Origin of the sequence: Tepidimonas sp. HKU78 (assembly GCF_049860815.1) — a bacterium.
Taxonomy (GTDB): domain Bacteria; phylum Pseudomonadota; class Gammaproteobacteria; order Burkholderiales; family Burkholderiaceae_C; genus Tepidimonas.
The window spans coordinates 1,950,705-1,972,002 of the sequence record NZ_CP187547.1 but is presented as its reverse complement, the minus strand read 5'-3'; the positions used below and the strand labels follow the sequence as shown (position 1 = coordinate 1,972,002).

Annotated in this window: 18 protein-coding genes and 1 pseudogene; 7 read left to right on the top strand and 12 right to left on the bottom strand. The window is 66.4% G+C overall.

The annotated features are described in order from the left end of the window. The first annotated feature begins 34 nt into the window (after positions 1-34). Positions 35-1,030, top strand: coding sequence for an MBL fold metallo-hydrolase (locus ACPYIS_RS09830; protein WP_425973521.1), 996 nt, complete (start codon positions 35-37; stop codon positions 1,028-1,030). Here ACPYIS_RS09830 and ACPYIS_RS09825 read toward each other — a convergent pair. Beyond that, on the bottom strand, positions 1,004-3,064 hold the full coding sequence (locus ACPYIS_RS09825; RefSeq protein ID WP_424894601.1) for a sigma-54-dependent Fis family transcriptional regulator: 2,061 nt from the start codon (positions 3,062-3,064) through the stop codon (positions 1,004-1,006). The genes ACPYIS_RS09830 and ACPYIS_RS09825 overlap by 27 nt on opposite strands. 423 nt (positions 3,065-3,487) lie before the next feature. On the opposite strand from ACPYIS_RS09825, the gene istA reads away from it, so the two are divergent. The 4 genes from istA (at position 3,488) to ACPYIS_RS09805 (ending at position 7,137) form a co-directional block, all read left to right on the top strand. After that, a complete protein-coding gene (gene istA, locus ACPYIS_RS09820; RefSeq protein ID WP_211669397.1) occupies positions 3,488-4,708 on the top strand; it encodes an IS21 family transposase in 1,221 nt (406 codons plus the stop codon). Next, positions 4,708-5,496, top strand: coding sequence for an IS21-like element helper ATPase IstB (istB, locus tag ACPYIS_RS09815; RefSeq protein WP_211669398.1), 789 nt, complete (start codon positions 4,708-4,710; stop codon positions 5,494-5,496). Before istA ends, istB begins: the two co-directional genes overlap by 1 nt. A 200-nt stretch (positions 5,497-5,696) precedes the next feature. Beyond that, positions 5,697-6,194, top strand: a complete 498-nt coding sequence (pedF, locus tag ACPYIS_RS09810) for a cytochrome c-550 PedF (RefSeq protein ID WP_424894600.1) — start codon at positions 5,697-5,699, stop codon at positions 6,192-6,194. A gap of 49 nt (positions 6,195-6,243) precedes the next feature. Further along, complete coding sequence (locus ACPYIS_RS09805) at positions 6,244-7,137, top strand: substrate-binding periplasmic protein (protein WP_425973519.1); 894 nt, start codon at positions 6,244-6,246, stop codon at positions 7,135-7,137. Positions 7,138-7,343: 206 nt separating this feature from the next. Here the strand turns inward: ACPYIS_RS09805 and ACPYIS_RS09800 are convergent, their stop codons facing one another. Then, positions 7,344-7,859, bottom strand: coding sequence for an IS5 family transposase (locus ACPYIS_RS09800; RefSeq protein WP_424894598.1), 516 nt, complete (start codon positions 7,857-7,859; stop codon positions 7,344-7,346). On the opposite strand from ACPYIS_RS09800, the gene ACPYIS_RS09795 reads away from it, so the two are divergent. Next, positions 7,858-8,847, top strand: a complete 990-nt coding sequence (locus ACPYIS_RS09795; RefSeq protein ID WP_066708478.1) for an IS5 family transposase — start codon at positions 7,858-7,860, stop codon at positions 8,845-8,847. The two genes, ACPYIS_RS09800 and ACPYIS_RS09795, sit on opposite strands and share 2 nt — an antisense overlap. Before the next feature lie 291 nt (positions 8,848-9,138). Here ACPYIS_RS09795 and ACPYIS_RS09790 read toward each other — a convergent pair. From ACPYIS_RS09790 to ACPYIS_RS09770, 5 genes and pseudogenes are all read right to left on the bottom strand, one after another. Next, positions 9,139-9,234 (bottom strand): annotated as a pseudogene (locus ACPYIS_RS09790) (PLDc N-terminal domain-containing protein); the annotation flags it as partial. Positions 9,235-9,353: 119 nt separating this feature from the next. Then, positions 9,354-10,448, bottom strand: a complete 1,095-nt coding sequence (locus ACPYIS_RS09785) for a hypothetical protein (RefSeq protein WP_299021085.1) — start codon at positions 10,446-10,448, stop codon at positions 9,354-9,356. A 35-nt stretch (positions 10,449-10,483) separates the two neighbouring features. Next, on the bottom strand, positions 10,484-11,698 hold the full coding sequence (locus ACPYIS_RS09780) for a VLRF1 family aeRF1-type release factor (RefSeq protein ID WP_299021087.1): 1,215 nt from the start codon (positions 11,696-11,698) through the stop codon (positions 10,484-10,486). 116 nt (positions 11,699-11,814) lie between these two features. Beyond that, positions 11,815-12,426 carry an HdeD family acid-resistance protein gene (locus ACPYIS_RS09775; RefSeq protein ID WP_299021090.1) on the bottom strand — a complete coding sequence of 204 codons (612 nt, stop codon included), beginning with the start codon at positions 12,424-12,426 and terminating at the stop codon, positions 11,815-11,817. Positions 12,427-12,441: 15 nt separating this feature from the next. Then, positions 12,442-12,654, bottom strand: coding sequence for a hypothetical protein (locus ACPYIS_RS09770; protein WP_299021092.1), 213 nt, complete (start codon positions 12,652-12,654; stop codon positions 12,442-12,444). A 171-nt stretch (positions 12,655-12,825) separates the two neighbouring features. On the opposite strand from ACPYIS_RS09770, the gene ACPYIS_RS09765 reads away from it, so the two are divergent. Beyond that, positions 12,826-14,583, top strand: coding sequence for a PhoH family protein (locus ACPYIS_RS09765; RefSeq protein WP_424859408.1), 1,758 nt, complete (start codon positions 12,826-12,828; stop codon positions 14,581-14,583). Here ACPYIS_RS09765 and ACPYIS_RS09760 read toward each other — a convergent pair. The 5 genes from ACPYIS_RS09760 to ACPYIS_RS09740 all read right to left on the bottom strand — a co-directional run bounded on the left by ACPYIS_RS09760 (position 14,567) and on the right by ACPYIS_RS09740 (position 21,273). After that, a complete protein-coding gene (locus ACPYIS_RS09760) occupies positions 14,567-17,644 on the bottom strand; it encodes an efflux RND transporter permease subunit (RefSeq protein ID WP_424859409.1) in 3,078 nt (1,025 codons plus the stop codon). The two genes, ACPYIS_RS09765 and ACPYIS_RS09760, sit on opposite strands and share 17 nt — an antisense overlap. Before the next feature lie 18 nt (positions 17,645-17,662). Further along, positions 17,663-18,892 (bottom strand): efflux RND transporter periplasmic adaptor subunit, encoded by a 1,230-nt coding sequence (locus ACPYIS_RS09755; protein WP_424859410.1) that lies wholly within the window; start codon positions 18,890-18,892, stop codon positions 17,663-17,665. A 102-nt stretch (positions 18,893-18,994) separates the two neighbouring features. Then, the gene (gene rnhA / locus ACPYIS_RS09750) at positions 18,995-19,429 is read right to left on the bottom strand and encodes a ribonuclease HI (RefSeq protein WP_424859411.1); all 435 of its coding nucleotides are present in this window, start codon (positions 19,427-19,429) and stop codon (positions 18,995-18,997) included. Further along, positions 19,426-20,214 (bottom strand): class I SAM-dependent methyltransferase, encoded by a 789-nt coding sequence (locus tag ACPYIS_RS09745; protein WP_314225983.1) that lies wholly within the window; start codon positions 20,212-20,214, stop codon positions 19,426-19,428. Before ACPYIS_RS09745 ends, rnhA begins: the two co-directional genes overlap by 4 nt. Before the next feature lie 90 nt (positions 20,215-20,304). Beyond that, positions 20,305-21,273 carry a hypothetical protein gene (locus tag ACPYIS_RS09740; RefSeq protein ID WP_424859412.1) on the bottom strand — a complete coding sequence of 323 codons (969 nt, stop codon included), beginning with the start codon at positions 21,271-21,273 and terminating at the stop codon, positions 20,305-20,307. Positions 21,274-21,298 lie beyond the last annotated feature (25 nt).

Here is a 21,298-nt window from a genome sequence, read left to right as displayed (position 1 = left end):
CATGGCCGCGCACTGGTGCCTACCCTGGCCGTGCGTGGCGGCCCTGCTGACGATGCTGTCGTGCACGCTGCCGTCGGCAGCCCGCGCCAACTGCAGGGATGAGCTTCCGTGGCAGGCGCTGGCGCCGGGCGTGTGGGTCTGGCCGCCCGCAGTCGATGGCGAGATCGGTCCAACCAACGCCGGCCATGTCGTGCCGACCACGGTAATCGTGCACGGCAGGCAGGCCCTGGTGATCGATCCAGGCCCCAGCCGTGCGCATGGCCTGCGCGTGCGCCGGTCGGTGGCCTGCCGTTTCGGTGCCCAAGTGCGCTGGATCATCAACACCCACGCTCATGCCGAGAACGTGCTTGGTAATGCGGCTTTTGCTGATCGCCTAGCCCGCGGGCGGCTGGAAATCCTCGCCAACGCGACCACCCGCGCGGCCATGGCGCAACGCTGTTCGGACTGCCTGGCCAGCCTCACCGCCCGGTTGGGCGAGGTGCCCATGGCGGATACGCACATCGTGCTGCCTTCACGCATCTTGGGCGAAGGGGAAGTGCTACGCCTGGGACCGTACCGTCTGAAAGTGCTGCCCACCGAGAAGGGTCATACGGATGGTGACCTGCTGTTGTGGGAGCCTCGGCTGCGCCTGCTGTGGGTTGGTGGCTTGGTGTATGGTCAGCGCTTGCCTGAACTCGCCCAGGGCAGTGTGGACGGCTGGCTGGCCGCTCTGGACCGGGTGGCTGAGCTTCGTCCGATGGTGGTGGTGGGCAAGACCGTGTCGGTGGCAACTGAGCCCGACGCGCTACCGCCAGCGCTGGTCTCCACGCGGCAATACCTTGCTGATCTGCGCGCCGCTGTGCTGGAAGCCATGGATATCGGCAAACAAGCTCATGAGGCAGACAGTCTCGCCTTGCCCGCTTATACCAGCTGGGCGGGATATGCCGAACGCCAGGGCCTCAATGCCCAGCGGGCCTGGCGCGAACTCGAGCCGATATGGATGGAACGCGGCCCCGGGCCTGTCTCAGCTCCGCAGGACGTCGGGCGGTAGCTGGTCCCGCTTGCGGTAGATGGTGTTGCGCGAGACGCCCAGTGCCTTGGCGGCCGCCGACACATTACCCTTGTGCAGGCGCAGCATCTGAGCCATGGCGGTGATGGTCACGTCCTGCAACCGCAAGCCATCTGTTTGGACGGCGGCGGTCAGATCGGTCGGCGAGACCGGCAGTGCCGTAGAGGATGACAAATGCTTCGTGCCCGCAGGCAGCGGATGGCTCGGCGGTGTCGATTGCAGCTCTTCGAGAAAATCGTCGGGCAGGTGAGCCAGCTCAATGTTGCCACTGCAACCGACCATGGCCACTGCGGTGCGCAATAGGTTATGCAACTGACGGATGTTGCCAGGCCAGTGGTAGCGCTTGAACAGGTCCATCACCTCCGGCGAAAGCCCAACGGTCTGACCGTTCTCGCACAGCGACAGCAGAACCTTGCGCACTACCACTTCGAAGTCGCTACGGTCGCGCAGCGCCGGCAGGCGCACCACCAGACCGTTGAGGCGATAGTAAAGGTCCTCACGGAAGTCACCGCGCGCAATCATCTCCTTGATGTTTTTGTGCGTAGCACAGATGACCGCGATATCGACTTCCACTTCTTTGCCGGCACCCAGTGGGCTGATGCGGCGCTCCTGCAGCACGCGCAGGAGGCGCGCCTGCAGGTGCTTGGGCATGTCGCCAATCTCGTCGAGGAACAGGGTGCCCCCGTTGGCCTGCAGGATCTTGCCGACTGCGCCTTTCTTGCGCGCCCCGGTGAAAGCGCCTTCCTCGTAGCCGAAAAGTTCCGACTCGATCAGTGTCTCGGGAATCGCGGCGCAATTGATCGCGACGAAGGGCTGGCCCGCACGCGGCGATTCGTAGTGGATGGCCTGCGCGAGCACGTCCTTGCCGGTACCTGTCTCGCCCAGGATCATGATCGGGATGTCCTTGCCAGACACCATCCGAAGCCTGTGAATGACGGCGGCCACCTTCGGATCACCGGTATCGAGGTAATGAAACGTAGACATGCGCGGCTTGCGCGGCTGGGTGTGATGCATTGCCAAATCTTTCCGCGGGGGCGCTGACGGCGCAAGCGCCTCCACCGCGGGCGTGACAGGCGCAGCGGTGTCGCCGCGGCCAAAAGACCAGAGAGACGGCGCCTTGAGCTTGACACGGCACCAGACAGTCACCCCGTTGTGCAGCACCAGTTGCTTGGGCATGGGCATGGTGCCACTAAACATTTCGAACAGCGACGAGATCGGGATACCGAATAGCGAAGTGAAAGTGTGGGCCTTGAGGGCCGACACCGACAGGCCGATTTGGAACTGCGCACTGCGATTGGCCGCGATAAAGCGCCCTTCGCGCGAAAAGACTGCGATGCCTTCAACGAGCGTGCCCAGAAACTCGGAGCGCGTGTGGAAGTGGATGCGGATGTCCTTGTGGAAGACGTCCGCAAACATGTGGTTCTCGATCATCTGGGCCGACATGCGCACCAGCGCCAGCGTGTGCTGTTGGAAGCTGCGGTGGTCGCCGGTCACGTCCAACGCACCGATCACCTCACCATAGGGGTCGAAAATCGGCGAGCACGAGCAGGCAAGAAACTTGTTGGCGTTGAGGTAATGCTGGCTTCCGTGCACAGTGAGCGCTTCCTTTTCCTCCAGCGCGGTGCCGATGGCATTGGTGCCCTTGCTACGCTCGGACCAGTCGGCGCCGGTGGTCAGGGCCACGCGCGAAGCCTTTTCCAGAAAGTCGTTGTCTCCCAGCGTGTGAAGCACCATGCCGCTGGCCGAGGTCAGTATGACCATGCTGTGGGTATTGGCGATCTGGCCGTACAGCGTCTCCATCACAGGGGCCGCATGCTGGAACAGGAAGCGGTTTTCATCCAACGCATCGCGCAGGTCACCGCGCAGTGGGCTGGAGAAATCGGGGTTGTCGTTCTCGCGCAGGCCGAACGAGGCCGAACGCCGGTGTGACCGGCTGATTAGGTCGGCCGTTGGGCCGCCTAGTGAAAACAACGGGCCCTGTTGAACCGGACCCGGGGTTTGCGTCGCGGCTGTCATGTTGTCTCCTGGGTCTGGTGGAAGACCCACCCAGTAGTCCATGGCCTACGATGCCTCCCGCATCGGATTATCCATGGCCAACGGGTCTGCACTGCTATTTATCGATGTCATGCAATTATCTTCAGATCTCGGTTGTACGTCAACCGTCGGGCGCCCCGTGACGGAACGGTCTGTACCGAGGTAGCACAAGCGGTTACAAGCAATTCGACGGCCATCGGTAGAAACCCTGTGATCTCCCCCAACACCTGCGTAAGGACTCGGCCACACGGGCACAGCGGGGCGTCACGTAGTGTCAGGCGACACCGTAAATTGACCCCCTAGCGACACGAGGAACTGACCCCCTCGTTCGCAAGGAGGCCATCGTTGGAAACGAAGCACATTGAGGTAGATCCTGTGCGCCGTGTGGTTTGCGGAGTGCAGGAGATGTTGGAGCCGGAAGCGATCACGACGATCGTTCGCTTGGGGCAGTCGGGGTGGGGCGCGAAGCGGATCGCCAGGACGTTGGGCGTCGCGCGCAACACGGTGCGGCGGTATCTGAACGCGGGTGGGCCGGTGCCGTATAAGCGGCCACAGCGCACCGGCGTTTTGGTCGGTCATGAAGCATGGCTGCGGGAGCGCTTCCTGCAGCACCGGGGTAACTGCGACGTGGTGCGTCAGCAGTTGAGCAAGGAGCTTGGGATCGACACGAGCCTGCGCACGGTCGAGCGCGCGTGCCGAGGGTTCCGCCAGGAACTCGAAGCGAGTCGCCGTGCGACGATCCGCTTCGAGACCGCGCCGGGTGAGCAAATGCAGATCGACTTTGGGCAGACGCGCGTGATGATCGGCGGCGAGTCGGTACGGGTGTTCCTCTTTGTGGCCACACTGGGCTACTCACGCAAGGGGTTTGCCTGCGCATTCCGCCACGAGCGCCAAAGCGCCTGGTTCGCTGGCATCGAGGCGGCGTTCGCCCACTTCGGCGGACGGCCGCAGACGCTCCTCATCGACAATGCCAAGGCACTGGTCGACAAGCACGACACGCCCACGCGCCAGGTTCGGCTCAACAGCCGCTTTGAGGCGTTCTGCCGCCACTGGGACATCGCAGCCCGGGCGTGCGCGCCGTTTCGCGCCCGCACCAAGGGCAAGACCGAGAACGGCGTGGGCTACGTGAAGAACAACGCCATCGCCGGTCACGCCTTCGAGAGCTGGGCGGCGATGCAGGCGCACCTGGCGCGCTGGCAGCGCGAGGTGGCCGATGTGCGCATCCACGGCACGACGGGCGTCACGCCCGCTGAGCGCTTCGAGTTGGAGCGTGCGCATCTGCGCCCGATCGCCGGCATCGCCCCCTTCCTGCAGGTGCGCGAGCTCGTGCGCCGGGTCAATGCCGAGGGCTGCATCGAACTGGACACCAACGCCTACAGCGTGCCGTGGCGCTTGATCGGCGAGACGGTGACAGTCATCGTCAGCGCCGACACGGTGGTGGTCGAGTACGCCGGTGAGGAAGTGGCCCGCCACGCGCAGCTGCGCGGCAGTCGCGGGCGCAGCATCGAGCGTAGCCATCTGCTGGGTGGGTCACCGCCGCCGGCCGCAATCGAAGTGCCGCCGCCCACCGATGCGCTGCTGCGTCCGTTGGCCGAATACGAAGCGCTCGTCGGAGGAGGCTGGTGATGATCGATACCGACCGACTCGACGAACTGCTCACCCGGCTGCGGCTGACGGCAATTCGCGATCAGCTCGACAGCCTGCTCGACGAAGCCGGCCGGGCGCAGATGACGCTGCGCGAGGCGCTGCTGTTCCTGGCTGAGCGCGAGGTCGCCCGGCGCGACACGCGGCGCATCCAGATGGGCATGAAGCTCGCCCGCTTCCCGTGCGTGCGCACGCTCGACGGCTTCGACTTCGACGCCCAGCCCTCGATCGATCCGGGGCAGATCCGGGATCTGGCCACCGGGCGCTGGATCGGCCACGGTCAGGCCTTGTTGCTGCTCGGCCCGCCCGGCGTGGGCAAGACGCACCTGGCGATTGCCCTCGGGCGCGAAGCGGTGGATCGCGGCTACACGGTGCTCTTTACCTCGGCGGCGGCGCTGATGGCCGGGCTGACGAAGGCGCACGCCGATGGCCGGCTCGAGGAGAAGCTGTTGCAGCTCTCCAAGCCCAAGCTGCTGATCATCGATGAACTGGGCTACCTGCCACTTGAGCCGGCGGCCGCGCACCTGTTCTTCCAGCTCGTGTCGCGGCGCTATGAGCGGGCCAGCATGCTGATCACCAGCAACCGGCCGGTTGGCGAATGGGGGCAGGTGTTTGGCGACGCGGTCGCCGCCACCGCCATCCTCGATCGGCTGCTGCACCACAGCCAGGTCATCACGATCCGGGGCGACAGCTATCGGCTGCGCGACAAGCGCCGCAGCGGCCTTCTGCACAAGGCCGCTGCCCCCACCCCGATCACGTCAGAGAGTTGATTAACCCGGGGGTCAATTCCAGATGTCGTCAGGGGGTCAAATCTTCGTGTCGCTTGACACGTAGTGTTGCAATTTGGAGCACCGTCACCTGTGAAATGTGGCGTTGACGGTTATCGCGCGTCGCAGACCGGCGGTGGCAAGCTTTTTGCAAAGTGGCACGAGAACGTTTTTCACCCAACTTGTACACGGAGACAAACCCCATGAACACCCACTGCTCCCGCCTGCTTCGACGCGTTCTGCGCAGCTCACTCGCATTCGGTCTGGCCACCGGCGTCGCTGCGATCGTCTTCGCTCACGGCGACGTGGTGCCGCAGGCGGTGGACACCAGCACGCTGCCGAAATTGGGTGCAAAGTGGCTCGATGCCAATCCGTACGACCAGACCAGCCCGGCGCGCAGCGAGGCGGTGCGTATCGGTGCCTCGGCCTACAATCAGAACTGTGCCCGTTGTCATGGTCTGGAGGCCATCTCGGGCGGCATCGCCCCCGACCTACGAAAGTTCGACAGCGACTGCATCGGCTTAGCCGACAAGGCGAAGCAGCAAGCCTGCTTCAAGGAAATGGACTCCTTTTTCGTGGCCACCGTGCGCAGCGGCCGTGTACGCGACGGTCGCGTATACATGCCCCCTTTCGAGGGCACGCTTACGCAGGAAGCCATCTGGGCGATCCGCACCTACATCGAAACGCGCCGCGAGCCCTGAGAGCCGCTGAGGCCAACCCCTTAGAACAGATAGTGGAGAGACAGCCCTCATGCCGCCGAGACCCGACAACCTAAAAACCTCCGATCGCCTGCGCCGCCGCTGTCTGGCTGCGGTGAGTCTTCTACCCCTGATGCCCTTTGCGCCTACCTTGCAGGCGCAGGAGCTCACTGACCTTGCCCGCGTCCGGGCAAATGGTGTGCTCAAGGTTGCCGTTTACAAGGACAACCCCCCGTTCTCCTCCGGTCCGGCGGGTGCGATGACTGGGCTGGATGTCAGCCTGGCGCAGGCACTGGCACGGCAGCTCGGGGTGTCACTGTCGCTGCTGCCCTTTGATGCTGGCGAGAACATGAACGATGATCTGCGCAACATGGTCTGGCGCGGACATTATTTAGGCTACGGGCCGGCCGACGTGATGCTGCAGGTACCGGTGGACCGTTTCTTAATGAACGAGAACCCACAAGTATTGATCTTTGCGCCCTACATGCGACAGGTGCCGGTTCTGCTGTTTGACACACACTGGCTGGCCGGGATCCGCGGGCCGGAGGACCTCAAAGGGTTGCCAGTGGCGGTCGAACGGGGCACGGCGCAGGCCAGTCTGCTCATGGGCTATCGTGGAGGTATGCTGCGCGATCAAGTGTCCATACAGATCAGTGGGCCTGCAGCCGCACAGCAGGTTGTCGAGGGCAAGGCTGCTGCCGCATACATTACACGGGCGCAGGCCGAATCGGTGCTAGCTACACTCAACCCGCGGCCGGCACACTTCCAGCTCACTGAGCTGGTGCTGGGCAATATCCTGGATCGCGGCTGGCCCGTAGGTATGGCTATCAAGGCTAGCCACAAGGAACTCGGCCAAGCGCTTGAGGCAGCTATGCAGCAACTGCGCAGCTCGGGCGAATTGCTGGCCATTTTTCGGCAACATGGATTGACATTGACAGCGCCCTGATGCAGCCTGCTATACAGCGGGCGTACAAGCCCTCACTGGGTCGCTGTCAGTCTTGCATACAGCGGGCACCGGGCCCCTTTCGCGCTACTGCAGCTTGCGGTACACCTTGGCGCGGCTGATGCCAGACTTCTCGCCATTTGCAACACGCTCCCGCTCACTTCGCCCACGAGGTGGCGAACCCCCCCGTCCCCTAGGGCCTGTTAACACTATCGCAACGATTCGACGATCAGTGCGAAGTGGATGAAGGCCGCGAACATGACGTCGAGCTTGTCGAAGCGGCTGAAGATGCGGCGGAACCCTTTCAGACGGCGGAACAGGCGCTCGATTTCGTTGCGGCGCTTGTAGATCTCGGTGTTGTACGCCCATGGCTGGGCCCGCAGCGGATGCGGGGGCACGACCGGATCCAGGCCCAGATCCGGCGCGAGCTGCCGGGTTTCATTGCCCTCGTAGGCGCGATCCATGACCAGATGGCAGCGCGCGGGCAGGGGTGGCAGGGCATGCAGCAGGGCGCGACCGGCTGGGGCATCGCCCGCCTGGCCCGGCGAAAGCGAGAAGGCTAACGCGCAGCGGGAATCCGCGGCAGCCATATGAATTTTGGTGGTCCAGCCTCCGCGGGAGCGGCCGCCGGGGGTATCGCGAACTGGTTCATCGCCGATTTCCACTCCTTGGGAAGGTCTGCAAAACCTTCCTGCCAGACTGCCGGGATGGGACAATAGCGACATGAAGCAGATGAGTCTGGAGGCGCCGATGTATACGGGCTTTGAGCTGCGCGCCAAGCGCACCCGCAAGCGTGCGTTTTTGGAGCAGATGGACCGTGTGGTGCCGTGGGCAGAGTTGGTCGCACTCATCGAGCCGTATGCGCCGAAGGCGGGTCCCAAGGGTGGGCGGCCACCCTTTGCGGTAGAGAAGCTGCTGAGGATTCATTTTTTGCAGCAGTGGTTTGGTCTGTCGGACCCGGCGGTGGAGGAAGCCTTGTACGACACGCCGCTGCTGGCGAGCTTTGTTGGTCTGGACCTGGGGGTGGATGTCGTGCCGGATGAGAGCACCATCCTGCGCTTTCGCCACCTGCTGGAGCAACACGGCCTGAGCCAGCGTATCCTCGAGACGGTCAATCGCATCCTGACCGAGCGTGGCCTCATGCTCAAGAGCGGCACCATCGTGGATGCCACGCTCATTGCTGCTCCCAGCTCGACCAAGAACGCCCGCCGTGAGCGCGACCCTGAGATGCACCAGACGAAGAAGGGCAACCAGTGGTACTTCGGCATGAAAGCGCACGTTGGGGTCGACGCCGAGACAGGGCTGGTACACACGGTGGTGGCCACCGCTGCCAACGTCTCGGATGTGACGCAGGCGCATCGGCTCTTGCACGGGCAAGAGACCGACGTCTTTGCCGATGCGGGCTATCAGGGAGTGGACAAGCGAGCGGAAAACCAGGGCAAGCAAGTCGCTTGGCACGTGGCCATGCGGCCGGGCAAGCGCCGGGCATTGGACAAGCGCACTTTTCTTGGCCAGGTGATGGATGCCTTGGAACGCACCAAGGCGCGCATTCGTGCCAAGGGTGAGCATCCGTTTCGGGTACTCAAATGCCAGTTTGGCTACCGCAAGACGCCCTATCGAGGCTTGGCCAAGAACGGCGCGCAGCTCAACGTCCTGTTTGCGCTGGTCAATCTGTGGCTGGCGCGCAAAGCCTTGCTGGCTGCGACGGGATAAGTGCGCCCGCAGTGGGCTCACTGGGGCCGGATGAGGCTGCAGAGGGCCCACGAAGGGGCTTGCTGGAGCCCAAGAACCGTTCAGCATCTGTTTCGATCCCATCCTACGAAACGATATTGACCCTGAACTCGTCGCCACGAACGAGTGGGCGGGGTAGTGCAGAGGTTCCTTAAACGTGAGCGGAACGGGAGGCGGCGTATCATGGCTGGGCTGCGCGGCCACGGCACCACGGTGTACCGAACCCCGCAGACGCCGCGCCCGTCGCTCGATGCGATTGATTCCAAACAGGAGATAGAGCGTCGATCCCGCCAGGGGCAGCACGGCGATGACGATCAGCCACAGCGTGGCCGAGCGCGGCTCGCGCTTGTGCAGCAGCGCGTGGCCCATAAAGAAGGGCGCCACGATGGCCGAAGCCACCAGGGCGCTCAGGGTCCAGGTATTTCCGTCAAGGATAGGCATGGTCGACCGTGACTGACCCAGAGGCGATCGCTCAGCGTGTCAGCGGCTCATCGACCACCACCCTGCAACCACAGGGTCAGCCGCACCCGGCCTTCGCCGGTGGGCCGAACAATGCCTGCATCTTCGAGGCGCGCCTCGACGAAGCTCTGCGCCAGCTCGATCCAGCCGACCACACTGCGCTCGGAGGTATCGAGCACTTCGGCAATGGCGGCATGGGCCAGCGCGTCGAGTTCGGCGAGCAGCAAGGCGCGGCGCCACGCCACCGGCAGGTCTTTGAGCACATCGACCACGTAGGCTTGTTCGCCAGCCCGCTCGGCGGTGGCGGGTTGATCGGTGCTCTCGGCAGCAGCCTCGACCATCTCCGGCAGCACATCGGCGATGCTGAGCGTGTCATCCGGTTGGTAGTACTCGTAGAGTTCTTCTTCGACCATCGACTCGGCGTCGTCCTGCGCGTCCGTCGGCACCGGAGCGTCGAGCGAGACGGCCTCGCCGTATGGGCGGCTGGCGGCGACCTCGCGGTCGATGGCCTTGAAGAGGTTCTTCAGCAGTTGCCGATAGACCGCGTCTGGGTCCGCACCGGGCTGCCACGCGGCTTTGGTCGCGGCGGCGGCCTCGTCGACGACATCGCGCACGGTCGGGTAGTCCGAGGGCAGGTCGCCGACGGCGCGCAAGTAGGCAAGTTCACGGCGCGCCACTGCTTCGAGGCGTTGCAGCAACGCCTCGATGCCCTGTTGCGCCTGCGTCGCCACGGCTTCGGGCAGCGCGGCGATCTGTTCCTTGAGCGCATGCAGCCGCTCGCGGCGCGCCTTGCGCTTGTACTGATCCTGGCCGCGCAGGAGCTCAAAGTGCTTCTTGGCTTCGCGAAACAGGCGCGCCATCGCGGCTTCGCTCGCGACGACCGGGTCAGCGCCCTCGGCGCTCGCAGCGATGATCTTCTTGCCCGGCAGGTGCATGTGCAGCCGCACGGTAAAAGCCTTGCCGCCCCGCTTGGGCTTGCCCAGCGTCGCGTGCAGCACGCTGTCCTCAGCGCCGTGCTTGATCAGCAGAGGCTGGAGCTGCTTGGACATCTGCGCCTCGAGGGCGTGGGCCCAGCCCGGCGCATCCTGCGCCGAGGTGCCTTCGTAATGGAGTTTGATTCTCATGGTGATCTCGGTGGATTAGAGGAACGCCGCCGAGCTTACCAGCGCAGCGAGGCCGCCGCGCCTTGGAAGTCACGCAGCAGTCGGCCCTCGGCCTCACCACGAACGAACTCGAGGCGCGCGCCATAGTCGCGCGCGAGCTGCCAGACATGGTCGCGCAAAGCCACTTCCTGCGGCTGGTCGCAAAAGAGTTTGGCCATTTCTGCCGTGCCGCCCACAGCGCCCTCAGGGCAGCGCCAGATGCGTGCATCCAGCGCCCAGGGCAGCACCAGCGTTTCCACACGGCCCAGTTGCAGCGCGTCGAGCACGGGGTCCAGACCCCAGACGCCCGGCTGCTCCTTGATGCGTTCCAGCAGCGCCAATTCGGCCTGACGTTCGGCTGCTTCGAGGGCCGGCGTCACACGTTCGAGCAAGTCGGCCGGTGTCGGGTTCGATGCGTTGCCGGGCTGGGGCACGCGAGCGACCACCCGGTTGCGCAGGCCGCGGCTGAGGTAACCCTCGAAATGCGACACCTGCCACGGTTCGCCCATGAGGACGAGGCGCTCGACGCCCAAGCGGTCGACCGTCTTGTCGAGCGCCTGGGCGAGGCGCGTGTAGAGCTTGTGCATCCAGGTGCTGACTTTCGCGGCTTCGCGCTCTTTCGGCGAGAGCTTGTCGAAGCTGCCACCCGTGTGCGCACGGCGCAGCGCTGCGGCGTTTTCGATGCGCTCGGCCAGATCTTTGAGCTCCCGCCATTCGTCGGCGCTGATGTCGGCGAATACGGCGGTGTCTTCACGCAACTCGCCCAGGAACAACTCATAAAAGCGCCACTTCGCGCCTTCGAGATGGAGCACACCGCCACGCTCGTATTCGTCCGCGGCGAAGAAAATGGGCGTCAGATACGGCTCGCCCCAGCGCGCTTCCACGCGCCCCTGGGCCAGGTCGACCACCGGTAGATCCAGCTGCAGGTCGATGCGGCGCACGACCAGACGGCCGCGCAAGCCGCGAGTGGCAAACAGCGCCAGCGTGCGTGCAGCCGGCCGTTCCTCGTCGATGAGCGCCAGGACTTCGTCATACAGCGGCGTGTCGCGCTTGCCGTGAGCGTCGCGGATTTCGGGCAGGTCCTTGAGGGCGTTTTTGATGCGCTTGGCCCACGCGCGGCCCGCGTTTTCAGGGCGTGCGGGGTTGATGTCCGCATAAATGGACAAAACAGGGGCTCCTGCGCCGCCAAACGCGGACTGCAGGTCTTGGGTCAATGAATCGAGTTCGGTCATGTTGTGTTTCTCTTTCTCTAGGGTTGCTTTCGGAAGCGTCGAGTCGACGCAAGGCTGAGTCGGTCGCCCTGAACCGGTGCGGGACGCTCAGCCCTGCGTTCGGGTTTGCCGGACGCTCAGGCGCTCTTGCGCAGTCGGAGCGCCAAAGCCAGCAACAGGGCGCCCGCGATCAGGGCGTATACACCCATCATCAGGCCCATGGTCACCATGCCGGCATCGGGATACAAGGCCAGCACGACCGGAACGGCAGCGCCGAGGGCGACGCTGATGGCGCCGCTGAGCATCAGGATCCAGCCTCGGCCGCCTTCGCGCTGCAGGCGACGGCCGGCAGAAAATTCGAAGACGCCGGTGGCGATCGCCCACAGCGACAGCAGCACCCAGTTGAAGACGACCAGCGCCATGGCCGCCGCCCAGGGCACGACGACCACCACGATGCCAGCGAAGATGCCAATCACGCCACGCAGCACCCAGGACCACCATCGGTCGGTCTTCTGGCGCGCGTGATGGATGCCCAGGCCCACCGACAACACACCGTCGGCGAGCGCATAAGCACCAAAGACGAAGGTCAGCGCGTAGACGGCCGCCAGCGGCGACCACAGCGCAATGGCGCCAAACAGCAGCGCCAGCACGCCCCGCAGCGCCAGCCACTTCCAGTTCGTCTGGATCAGGGAGACGGAGGCGTTTTGGGTGACGCCGTCGTCGGACGTTTTCACAAGGTTATCCGTCATGATGGGGCTCCTCGATCAACGTTGGGTGGCGTTGGCTAACCAGCCGCTGCCGGACTTGCCGCCCTCGGTCTGCTTGCGCGCCTGGGTCTGGACATCGGCGTTGGCGCCGGGCACTGGCTTGGTGGCGGCGGGTGCCGCATCGGCTGCATAGGCCGAGGCGCCGCCAAAGGCCAGCGCAGCCGCGAGCGCGAGGTGGCTGGGTTTGAGGGTTTTGAGTGAGGTTTTCATCGTCGATCCTTCCGTTGTTGCTGTTGTCGAGACGACGCCAATCTGGCGGCGGCAACAGGCTGCCGCGCAAAATCAAGTGCCCGCAAATCGGGTAGCGCCTGGTGGGCAGATGGGTATGAGACAAGAGATATCAAGCGGGAGGCGACGCGATTTTTCTGGCATCATCGCCGTATGCCTTTGCCACCTCCACCACGCCGCAAGGCCGACCGCGTCGACCTCAAAAAACTCTCCGCCACCGCCACCCCCGCAGCCGACGATGCGCCCGCTGAAGAGCCGCAGGTGACGCCGCCGCCCCCCCTGGCGGCAGACGCATCGGCCATGACGCCCACGGCCCGAACCGGGCGGGGTCGGCGTCGCTCCACCGGCGCCGTGCGAGCCGAGACCCCGGCTGAGGCCCCAGGCGCTGACGCGATTGCTACCGCAAGTGTCGCCGTGGCCCCCCCCGCGCCAGCGGCGCCCCCCCAGACCGCCCTACCCGCGCGCGCGCAGCGGGAGGCCACGCGGCGCTCGCCGACCCGCCGGCGGGCGGCGTCCGACGGTCGGCGCCGGTTGTTCGTGCTCGACACCAATGTGCTGATGCACGACCCGTCCTGCCTGTTTCGCTTCGAGGAGCACGACATCTTCCTGCCGATGATCGTGCTGGAAGAGCTGGACAACAACAAAAAGGGCATGAGCGAGGTGGCGCGCAACGCGCGCCAGGCCAGCCGCTCGCTGGACGCACTGGCCGCTTGTGCCAACGGTGACATCCGCGCCGGACTTCCCCTGTCCGCACTCGGCAACACCGAGGCCAGCGGCACCCTGTTCTTCCAGACCGAGCTGCTGCCGCACGCGCTGCCCGCCGATCTTCCTCAGGGCAAAGCGGATAACCAGATTTTGTCGGTGGTGCAGGCGCTCACCCAGCGCCACCCCGAGCGCGACGTCGTGCTGGTGTCGAAAGACATCAACATGCGCATCAAGGCGCGCGCCCTGGGTCTGGCCGCCGAGGACTACGAAAACGACAAGACGCTCGACGATGCTGACATGCTCTACAGTGGCATGTTGGCATTGCCGACCGACTTCTGGAGCCGCCACAGCAAGACGGTGGAGAGCTGGCAGCAGGGTGGGCATACCTTCTACCGCATCTCGGGGCCGATCGCCGAGCAGCTCTACCTGAACCAGTTCGTGTACTACGAAGCACCGGGTGAGCCGCCGCTGTACGCACGGGTGGTCGAGTTGCGCGGCAAGTCGGCCGTGCTGCGCACGCTGCGCGACTATACACACCTCAAGAGCGCAGTCTGGGGCGTGACCGCGCGCAACCGAGAGCAAAACTTCGCCCTCAACCTGCTGATGGACCCGGAGATCGACTTCGTCACCCTGGCCGGCACCGCGGGCACCGGCAAGACGCTGATGGCGCTGGCCGCGGGCCTGAGCCAGGTGCTGGACGAGCGGCGCTACACCGAAATCATCATGACACGCGCCACGGTCAGCGTGGGTGAGGACATCGGCTTTTTGCCCGGCACCGAGGAAGAAAAAATGGGCCCCTGGATGGGCGCGCTCGATGATAACTTGGAGTTTCTGGCCAAGGGCGGCCAAAGCCCGGCCGGCGACTGGGGCCGCGCAGCCACGCAAGATCTGATCCGCAGCCGCATCAAGATCAAGAGCCTGAACTTCATGCGCGGGCGTACGTTTCTGAACAAATACGTCATCATCGACGAGGCGCAAAACCTCACGCCCAAGCAGATGAAGACGCTGATCACGCGCGCCGGCCCCGGCACGAAGTTGGTCTGCATGGGCAACCTGGCGCAGATCGACACACCGTACCTGACCGAGGGCTCGTCCGGCCTGACCTATGTGGTCGACCGCTTCAAGGGCTGGCCGCACGGGGGGCACGTGACGCTGGCCCGCGGCGAGCGCTCGCGCCTGGCGGATTTTGCTAGCGAGGTGCTGTAAGCACGGACTCCGCCACTGGCGTCCGGTCTGGCCCCGGGACGCGGCGGCGCGCGAGCAGCACATACATCGTGGGCACGACGAATACCGTCAGCAGCGTGCCCACGCTCATGCCGCCCACGATGACCCAGCCGATTTGCTGACGGCTCTCGGCCCCGGCACCGGTGGCCAGCGCCAGCGGCAGCGCACCCAGCACCATCGCACCCGTGGTCATCAGAATCGGGCGCAGGCGCAGCTCGGCCGCACGTCGCACCGCCTCGCCCAGGGCCAAGCCCTGCTGGCGCAGCTGGTTGGCAAACTCCACGATCAAAATGCCGTGCTTGGTAATCAGCCCTACCAGGGTCACCAGGCCAATCTGACTGAACACGTTGAGCGTGCCACCCGTCCAGCGCAAGGCCGCCAGCGCCCCCAGCATCGACAGCGGCACCGACAGCATGATGATGAAGGGGTCGAGAAAGCTCTCGAACTGCGCGGCCAGCACCAGGTAGATGAACACCAGCGCCAGCACGAAGACCACCGCCAGAGACCCGGAGGCGGCGCGGAACTCGCGGCTCGCACCGTTGAGGTCGGTGGTGTAGCCCTCGGGCAGCACCTCGCGCGCGATCTGGTCCATGGTGCGCAGCGCCTCGCCCAGTGCAAAGTCGGGCGCCAGGTTGGCGGTGAGCGTGGCGCTGCGACGCTGCGCAAAGTGGTTGAGCTCGCGCGGTGCGACCACTTCCTGCACCCGCACCACGGCCGACAGCGGCACCATCGTGTGGTTGCGCCCGCGCACGTACAAGCGCTCGATGTCCTGCGGGGCGCGGCGCTCGTCGGCGCTGGTCTGCACGATCACGTCGTACTGCTCGCCCTCACGCTTGTAGCGGCCCACGACGCGCCCGCCCAGCATGGATTCGACCGTGCGCGCCACGGCATCCACACTTACCCCTAAAGCGGCGGCGCGCTCGCGGTCCACCTCCAGGCGCAGCTCGGGCTTGTTCATGCGCAGGTCGGTGTCCACCTGCAAAAAGCCAGGAAAGTCGGCCATGCGGCGCTGAAACTCCGCCACCACGCGCGCCAGGCTGGCGTAGCTGTCGTTGGTGGTGATGACGAAGTTGACCGGCCGCTCGCGAAACCCCTGCCCAAGCGACGGCGGCGTGATGGGGAAGGCCGTCACGCCCGGTACGGCAGCGATGCGCGGCGCCATCTCGCGCACCAGTGCCAGCGTGCTGCGCTCGCGCTCCTCCCACGGCTTGGCACGGAAAAAAACCGTGGCTTGCGAGACGGTGGGGTTGCCGATGAGCGCGAAGATGCGGTCGAACTCCGGGTAGTCGCTGCCGATGCGCTCGATGGCCGCCGCATAGCGCGACGTGTAGGCAGCGGTCGCCCCATCGGGGGCGTTCACGATGGTCAGGATCACGCCGCGATCCTCCAGCGGCGCGAGCTCTTGCTTGGTGGTGCGCAGCAACCACACGCTGGCGGCAGCGCTGGCCAGCATCAGGCCCACCACCCCCCAGCGCCAGCGCAACGCCACGTCCAGCGCGCGGCCGTATCCATGCACCAACGCTTGCAGCACGCGCTCCATGCTGCGGTCAAACCATCCGCGTCGCTGCTGGTGGCGCAGCAGTTTGGCGCACATCATGGGCGACAGCGTCAACGCCACGAAGCCCGACACCAGCACCGCCCCGGCGAGTGCGAGCGCAAACTCGGCAAACAGGCGTCCGGTGCGCCCCGGGGTCAGCGCCAGCGGCGCATACACCGCGGCCAGCGTCAACGTCATGGCCACCACGGCAAAGGCGATTTCACGCGAGCCACGGATCGCCGCCGCCAGCGGCGTCATACCCGCTTCGATGTGGCGGTGGATGTTTTCCAGCACGACGATGGCGTCATCCACCACCAGGCCGATGGCGAGCACCAGCGCGAGCAGCGTCAGGGTGTTGATGGAAAAGCCAAACAGCGCCATCAGCGCAAACGCGCCGATGAGGCTGACCGGGATGGTGACGAGCGGAATGATCGATGCGCGCAACGTCCGCAAAAACAGCACGATCACCAGCGTCACGAGCACCACTGCTTCGAGGATGGTCTGGTACACCGCGCGGATCGAGCGGTCGATGAACACCGAGTTGTCGTTGGCCACCTGCACGTCGACGCCGGCGGGCAGGTCACCCTGCACGCGCTCGAGCAGCCCGCGCACGCTGGCGGAGAGTTCCAGCGGATTGGCCGTCGCCTGGCGGATGACGCCCAGCGAGACCGTATCGCGGCCGTTGAGCCGAACCGACGTGCGTTCATCGGCTGCCCCTTCGGCAACATCGGCCACATCGCCGATGCGCACCGGCAACCCACCCGCCGTGCGGATGACCACGTCGGCAAAGGCGGATGCGCTGCGCAGGTCGGTGGCGGCGGTGACGTTGAACTCGCGCAGTTGGCTCTCGACCCGGCCGGCGGGCACCTCCAAGTTGGCCCGGCGCAGCGCGTCCTCCAGATCCTGCACCGTCAGCCCGTAGGCGGCCAGGCGGTCTGGGTCGGGCCGCACGCGCATGGCGAAGCGGCGTTCCCCAAAGACGCGCACCTCGGCCACGCCGGTGGCGGTTTGCAGCACCGGTTTGGCGATGCGGTTGGCCAAATCGGTCAGCGCCAGCGGCGAATAACGGTCGGACGACAGCGCAATCCAGATGACGGGGAAGGCGTCGGCCTCGACCTTGGCCACCACGGGCTCGTCCACCGACTGCGGCAGGCGCCCGCGCACCCGAGCCACCTTATCGCGCACCTCGGCGGCCGCCGCATCAGGGTCGCGTTCCAGGCGAAAACGCACCGTGATCTGGCTCTGCTCCGGGCGGCTGATCGAGGTGATGACGTCCACCCCCTCGATGCCGGCAAGTGAGTCCTCCAACACTTTGGTCACGGTGGACTCCATCACCTCACTGGACGCGCCAGCCAAGCGCGTCGTGACGGTGACCACGGGTTCGTCGATCTTGGGATACTCGCGCACCGGCAGCTGGGTGAACGCCACCCAGCCCACGAGCACGATCAACAGCGACAGCACGGTGGCAAACACCGGGCGGCGGATGGCGATTTCGGGCAGTGGCATCGGGCAGCTCCCGGGGGGTCAGGACGCGGCCTGCGGCGCGCGCGGCGGCCGGTTGGGGTCGATCACCCGCACCGGGGTGCCATCTTTTTGCAGCCGCTGCTGCCCCGCCACGACGATGGTATCGCCGGGCTGCAGGCCCTCCGTTACCTGCACGCGGCCGTCGCGCCGCACGCCCAGGCGCACGGACACCCGCTCCGCCTGCGGCGGCGCGTCGCCCTGTGCCGGGCGCAGCCGCCACACCCAAAACTGCTGCCCCTGCGGCACAATGGCTTCCTCTGGCACCATCAGCGCCGCGGGGTCGCGCCCCAGCTCGAGCGCCACGCGCGCGAACATCCCGGGCTGCAGGCCCTGCTGCCCCTGCTCGAGCTGCGCGCGCACGATGAGCGCGCGCCCGTCGGCATCAAGCGCCGGGTCGATGGCCTGCACGCGCGCCAATACGTCCTGCTGGGGCCGGGGATCCACGCGCAGGCGCAGCGTCTGCCCCAACCGCACTTGCGGCTGCCAACGCTCCGGCAAACGAAAATCAACGACGAGGCGCGAGGTGTCCTCCAGGTGCACCAGTTCGGTGCCGTCCTTCACATACTCCCCCACGTGCACCTGGCGGATGCCCGCCACGCCGTCGAACGGCGCCAACAGCCGCATGCGCTGCAGCCGCGCCTGCGCCAAGGCCACCTGCGCCTGCGCCACCTGCACCGCAGCGCGGCTCTCATCCAGCACCCGCTGCGCCACGAACCCCTGTGCCACCAGCTCCTCGTTGCGGCGCAGGTTGGCCTGCTGCACCGCCAGTTGCGCCTGCGCCTGGGCCAGTTCGGCCTGCTGCAGCGCGTCGTCGAGCTGGAACAGCACCTGCCCCTTGCGCACAGGCGCGCCGTCAACGAAGCCGATGGCCACGATGCGCCCGGCCACCTCCGGCCGGATGGCCACCCGCTGGCGCGCCAGCAGCGTGCCGACCGCCTGCGCCTCTTGCACGAGCGGGACCGCCTGCACGATGGCCACCTCCACCGCTGGCGGCCCGCCGCGGCCGGGGCCACCAGCGGCACCCGGGCCAGAGCCTGTGCCCGCGCCGCCACGCGGGGCTCCCGACGCGGCGCCAGCGGCCGCTGTTGACGCGCCACCCGCCGACCCCGCCGCCGTCCCGGCGCCAGCCGTCGCCGCAGGCATCCTCTGCCACCACCAGCCCGCCGCAGCTACCACGGCCAGCACGACGACGGCCACGATGGCATGGATGCGCGGACGGACCTGGGGCATGGGCATCTCCCGTGAATGAGCAGGGCTAACCGTATCAGCCGGCGAGTCTCAACTGTAGCCCAGCCACGTTGCTCGCGTGTAAACCCGAGGCAAACACCGCCACTAGCGCGGCACCCCCCGATTGGCCAGTGCATCGGCGCGCTCGTTGCCCGGGTCGCCGGTGTGGCCGCGCACCCAGTGCCATTCGATGCGGTGCCCGCGGGTGTGCACCAGCTCGTCGAGTTGGCGCCACAGGTCGGCGTTTTTGACCGGTTGCTTGGACGCGGTCTTCCAGCCCTTGGCCTTCCAACCGGGCAGCCATTCGGTGATGCCCTTGCGCACGTACTCGCTATCCAAATAAACGTGCACGTGGCAGGGGCGCTTGAGCAATGCCAACGCCTCGATAACAGCGCGCAGTTCCATGCGGTTGTTGGTGGTCAGCGACTCGCCGCCGCAAAGTTCTTTTTCGGTGCCACCGGCGCGCAGCAGCGCCCCCCAGCCCCCGGGGCCGGGGTTGCCCTTGCAGGCGCCGTCGGTGTAGATGGTGACTTCGGTCATGACAAACTCGGGGTGTCGCGGTCGCGCCGTGCCACCACCGCCGGCGCCGCGGCGGCGCGGGTAGGCCGCCACGCGGGCCCGAGCAGGTGCATGCCGCGCACGCGCTTGACCGCCACGATGAAATAAACCGCACCCAAAAGCGGCCACCAGCGCGGCCCGAGCCGGTCCATCCAATCGAAGCGCTGCAACCAGCGTTCGGACCGCACGGCGGGCCGGTAGCAGCCGCGCTCGATGGCCTCGACCTCGAAGCTGAGCAGGCGCAGCCAGTCGCACAAGCGCCACGGGCCGATGAAGGCGCCCGCCTCCGGCAGGTATAGCCGCGCCAGGCGCGTCTGGCCTAACCCCAGGCGCGTCGCCGCATGCGCGCGGAACTGCCGCATGCCCCACCAGCTGGCGGGATTCAAGCCGCTGACGATGACGCGGCCGTTGGGCACCAGCACGCGCTCGACCTCGCGCAGCACGGCATGTGGGTCGGCACTGAGCTCCAGGGTGTGGGGCAGCAGCACGAGGTCGAGACTGGCGGCTGGAAACGGCAACGCGGCCGCGTGCGTGACCAGGTCGACCGGACGGGCCGGGCCACCCTCCGTCGACCAGGCAACGCCGCCGGGCGCTTCGGGCAGTGCCAGCCAGCGATGCGGCATGCGGTTGTTGGCCAGCGCGTCCAGTGGCGGCAGGCCCAGTTGCAGCGCATGGTATCCAAACGCATCGGCGACCGCGTCGGCAAACCGGGCGCGCTCCCAATCGAGCAGATAGCGCCCTGGCGGGGTCTGGAACCAAGCGGCCAGTTCCGCCCCGAGCGCCTGCGCCTCGTCGCTGGCCCGCTGCGGCTGCGTTTCGGCGGCACGATCATCGGACATGGCCGACAGCGACGACGGTCAGTCGGCGGCGGCGGCCAGCGCCGGTGCCGGCGCCGCATCGGTATCGGCGTCGGGCTGGCCCAACACCACGGCGCGCACCATCTCACGCATGGCGCGCTTTTCGGGGAACGTCAGGTTGCGCCCCAGTTCGTGCCGCACACGCATCAGGATGCGTCGGTCGGCTTCGGGCGGCACGCCGATCTGCCCGCGCATGGCATCGGCCAGTTCTTGCCGTCCGTCTTCAGGCTCGTCGTCCCACCACGACTGGATGATGCGCGAAATCTCCGCACGCCAGTGGTCGTCGGGCTCGGCCGGGGCGCGCGAGGGCGGCACCGAGCGCTGGCCGGCATCGATGTCGTCGCCCTCTGCCCCGCTGGCGCGCGGCACAGCGTAGCCCACACCCGGTGTGGTCAGCGCACTCCAGGCGCCCATGGGCACGGCCACACGGCGGTCGGCCTGCATCAGCAGCCGGGCCCAGCTCGGGTCTTCCTTCGACAAGTGGCCGAAGTCGTGCACCGCGTCATCCGCCACCAGCACCACCCGCGCACCCCAGGACTGCGCTTCGTCCAGATAGGGAATCAGGCGCTCGTCATCGCTGGCGACGAGCAGCCAGCCCGCGCCGTGGCGCGCCAACTGGACGATCTCTTGCCCCAGCGCGCGCACCAGCGACAGCCCACCGTCGGTCGAGTGTCGCGGTACCAGCCGCACCACGATGTCGTCGTGCAGCTCGGTCGGCGACGCGTCGCTGAAGAGTAGCGTGCGCAGCAAGGGGGCTTCGGCGCCCGCGAGCCGGGCCAGGTGCGCCAGCACGCCAGCCAGCGATCCGCGCTGCAGCGTGTTGTGCTGCGTTCCGGTGACCTGAGACGCGAGCCAGACCAAGTAGCGTTCATCGACCAGCGCGATGACCGACCCACCCGTGGCTGCCGACGACGCGGACGACCCCAAACGATGGGGGGAGCGCTTATTGAGGTGGTATTTGGTTTTCATGAAGAACGATCCGATGGGGAGGTAT

Coding starts and splice junctions, on each gene's coding strand:
- ACPYIS_RS09770 (WP_299021092.1), bottom strand. CDS start 12,654: ATGAAAACCTCACTCAAAACCCTCAAACCCAGCCACCTCGCGCTCGCG.
- ACPYIS_RS09740 (WP_424859412.1), bottom strand. CDS start 21,273: ATGAAAACCAAATACCACCTCAATAAGCGCTCCCCCCATCGTTTGGGG.
- ACPYIS_RS09805 (WP_425973519.1), top strand. CDS start 6,244: ATGCCGCCGAGACCCGACAACCTAAAAACCTCCGATCGCCTGCGCCGC.
- ACPYIS_RS09785 (WP_299021085.1), bottom strand. CDS start 10,448: ATGAGAATCAAACTCCATTACGAAGGCACCTCGGCGCAGGATGCGCCG.
- rnhA (WP_424859411.1), bottom strand. CDS start 19,429: ATGACCGAAGTCACCATCTACACCGACGGCGCCTGCAAGGGCAACCCC.
- ACPYIS_RS09795 (WP_066708478.1), top strand. CDS start 7,858: ATGAAGCAGATGAGTCTGGAGGCGCCGATGTATACGGGCTTTGAGCTG.
- istA (WP_211669397.1), top strand. CDS start 3,488: ATGTTGGAGCCGGAAGCGATCACGACGATCGTTCGCTTGGGGCAGTCG.
- ACPYIS_RS09760 (WP_424859409.1), bottom strand. CDS start 17,644: ATGCCACTGCCCGAAATCGCCATCCGCCGCCCGGTGTTTGCCACCGTG.
- pedF (WP_424894600.1), top strand. CDS start 5,697: ATGAACACCCACTGCTCCCGCCTGCTTCGACGCGTTCTGCGCAGCTCA.
- ACPYIS_RS09825 (WP_424894601.1), bottom strand. CDS start 3,064: ATGACAGCCGCGACGCAAACCCCGGGTCCGGTTCAACAGGGCCCGTTG.
- ACPYIS_RS09775 (WP_299021090.1), bottom strand. CDS start 12,426: ATGACGGATAACCTTGTGAAAACGTCCGACGACGGCGTCACCCAAAAC.
- ACPYIS_RS09800 (WP_424894598.1), bottom strand. CDS start 7,859: ATGTCGCTATTGTCCCATCCCGGCAGTCTGGCAGGAAGGTTTTGCAGA.
- ACPYIS_RS09780 (WP_299021087.1), bottom strand. CDS start 11,698: ATGACCGAACTCGATTCATTGACCCAAGACCTGCAGTCCGCGTTTGGC.
- ACPYIS_RS09755 (WP_424859410.1), bottom strand. CDS start 18,892: ATGCCCCAGGTCCGTCCGCGCATCCATGCCATCGTGGCCGTCGTCGTG.
- istB (WP_211669398.1), top strand. CDS start 4,708: ATGATCGATACCGACCGACTCGACGAACTGCTCACCCGGCTGCGGCTG.
- ACPYIS_RS09765 (WP_424859408.1), top strand. CDS start 12,826: ATGCCTTTGCCACCTCCACCACGCCGCAAGGCCGACCGCGTCGACCTC.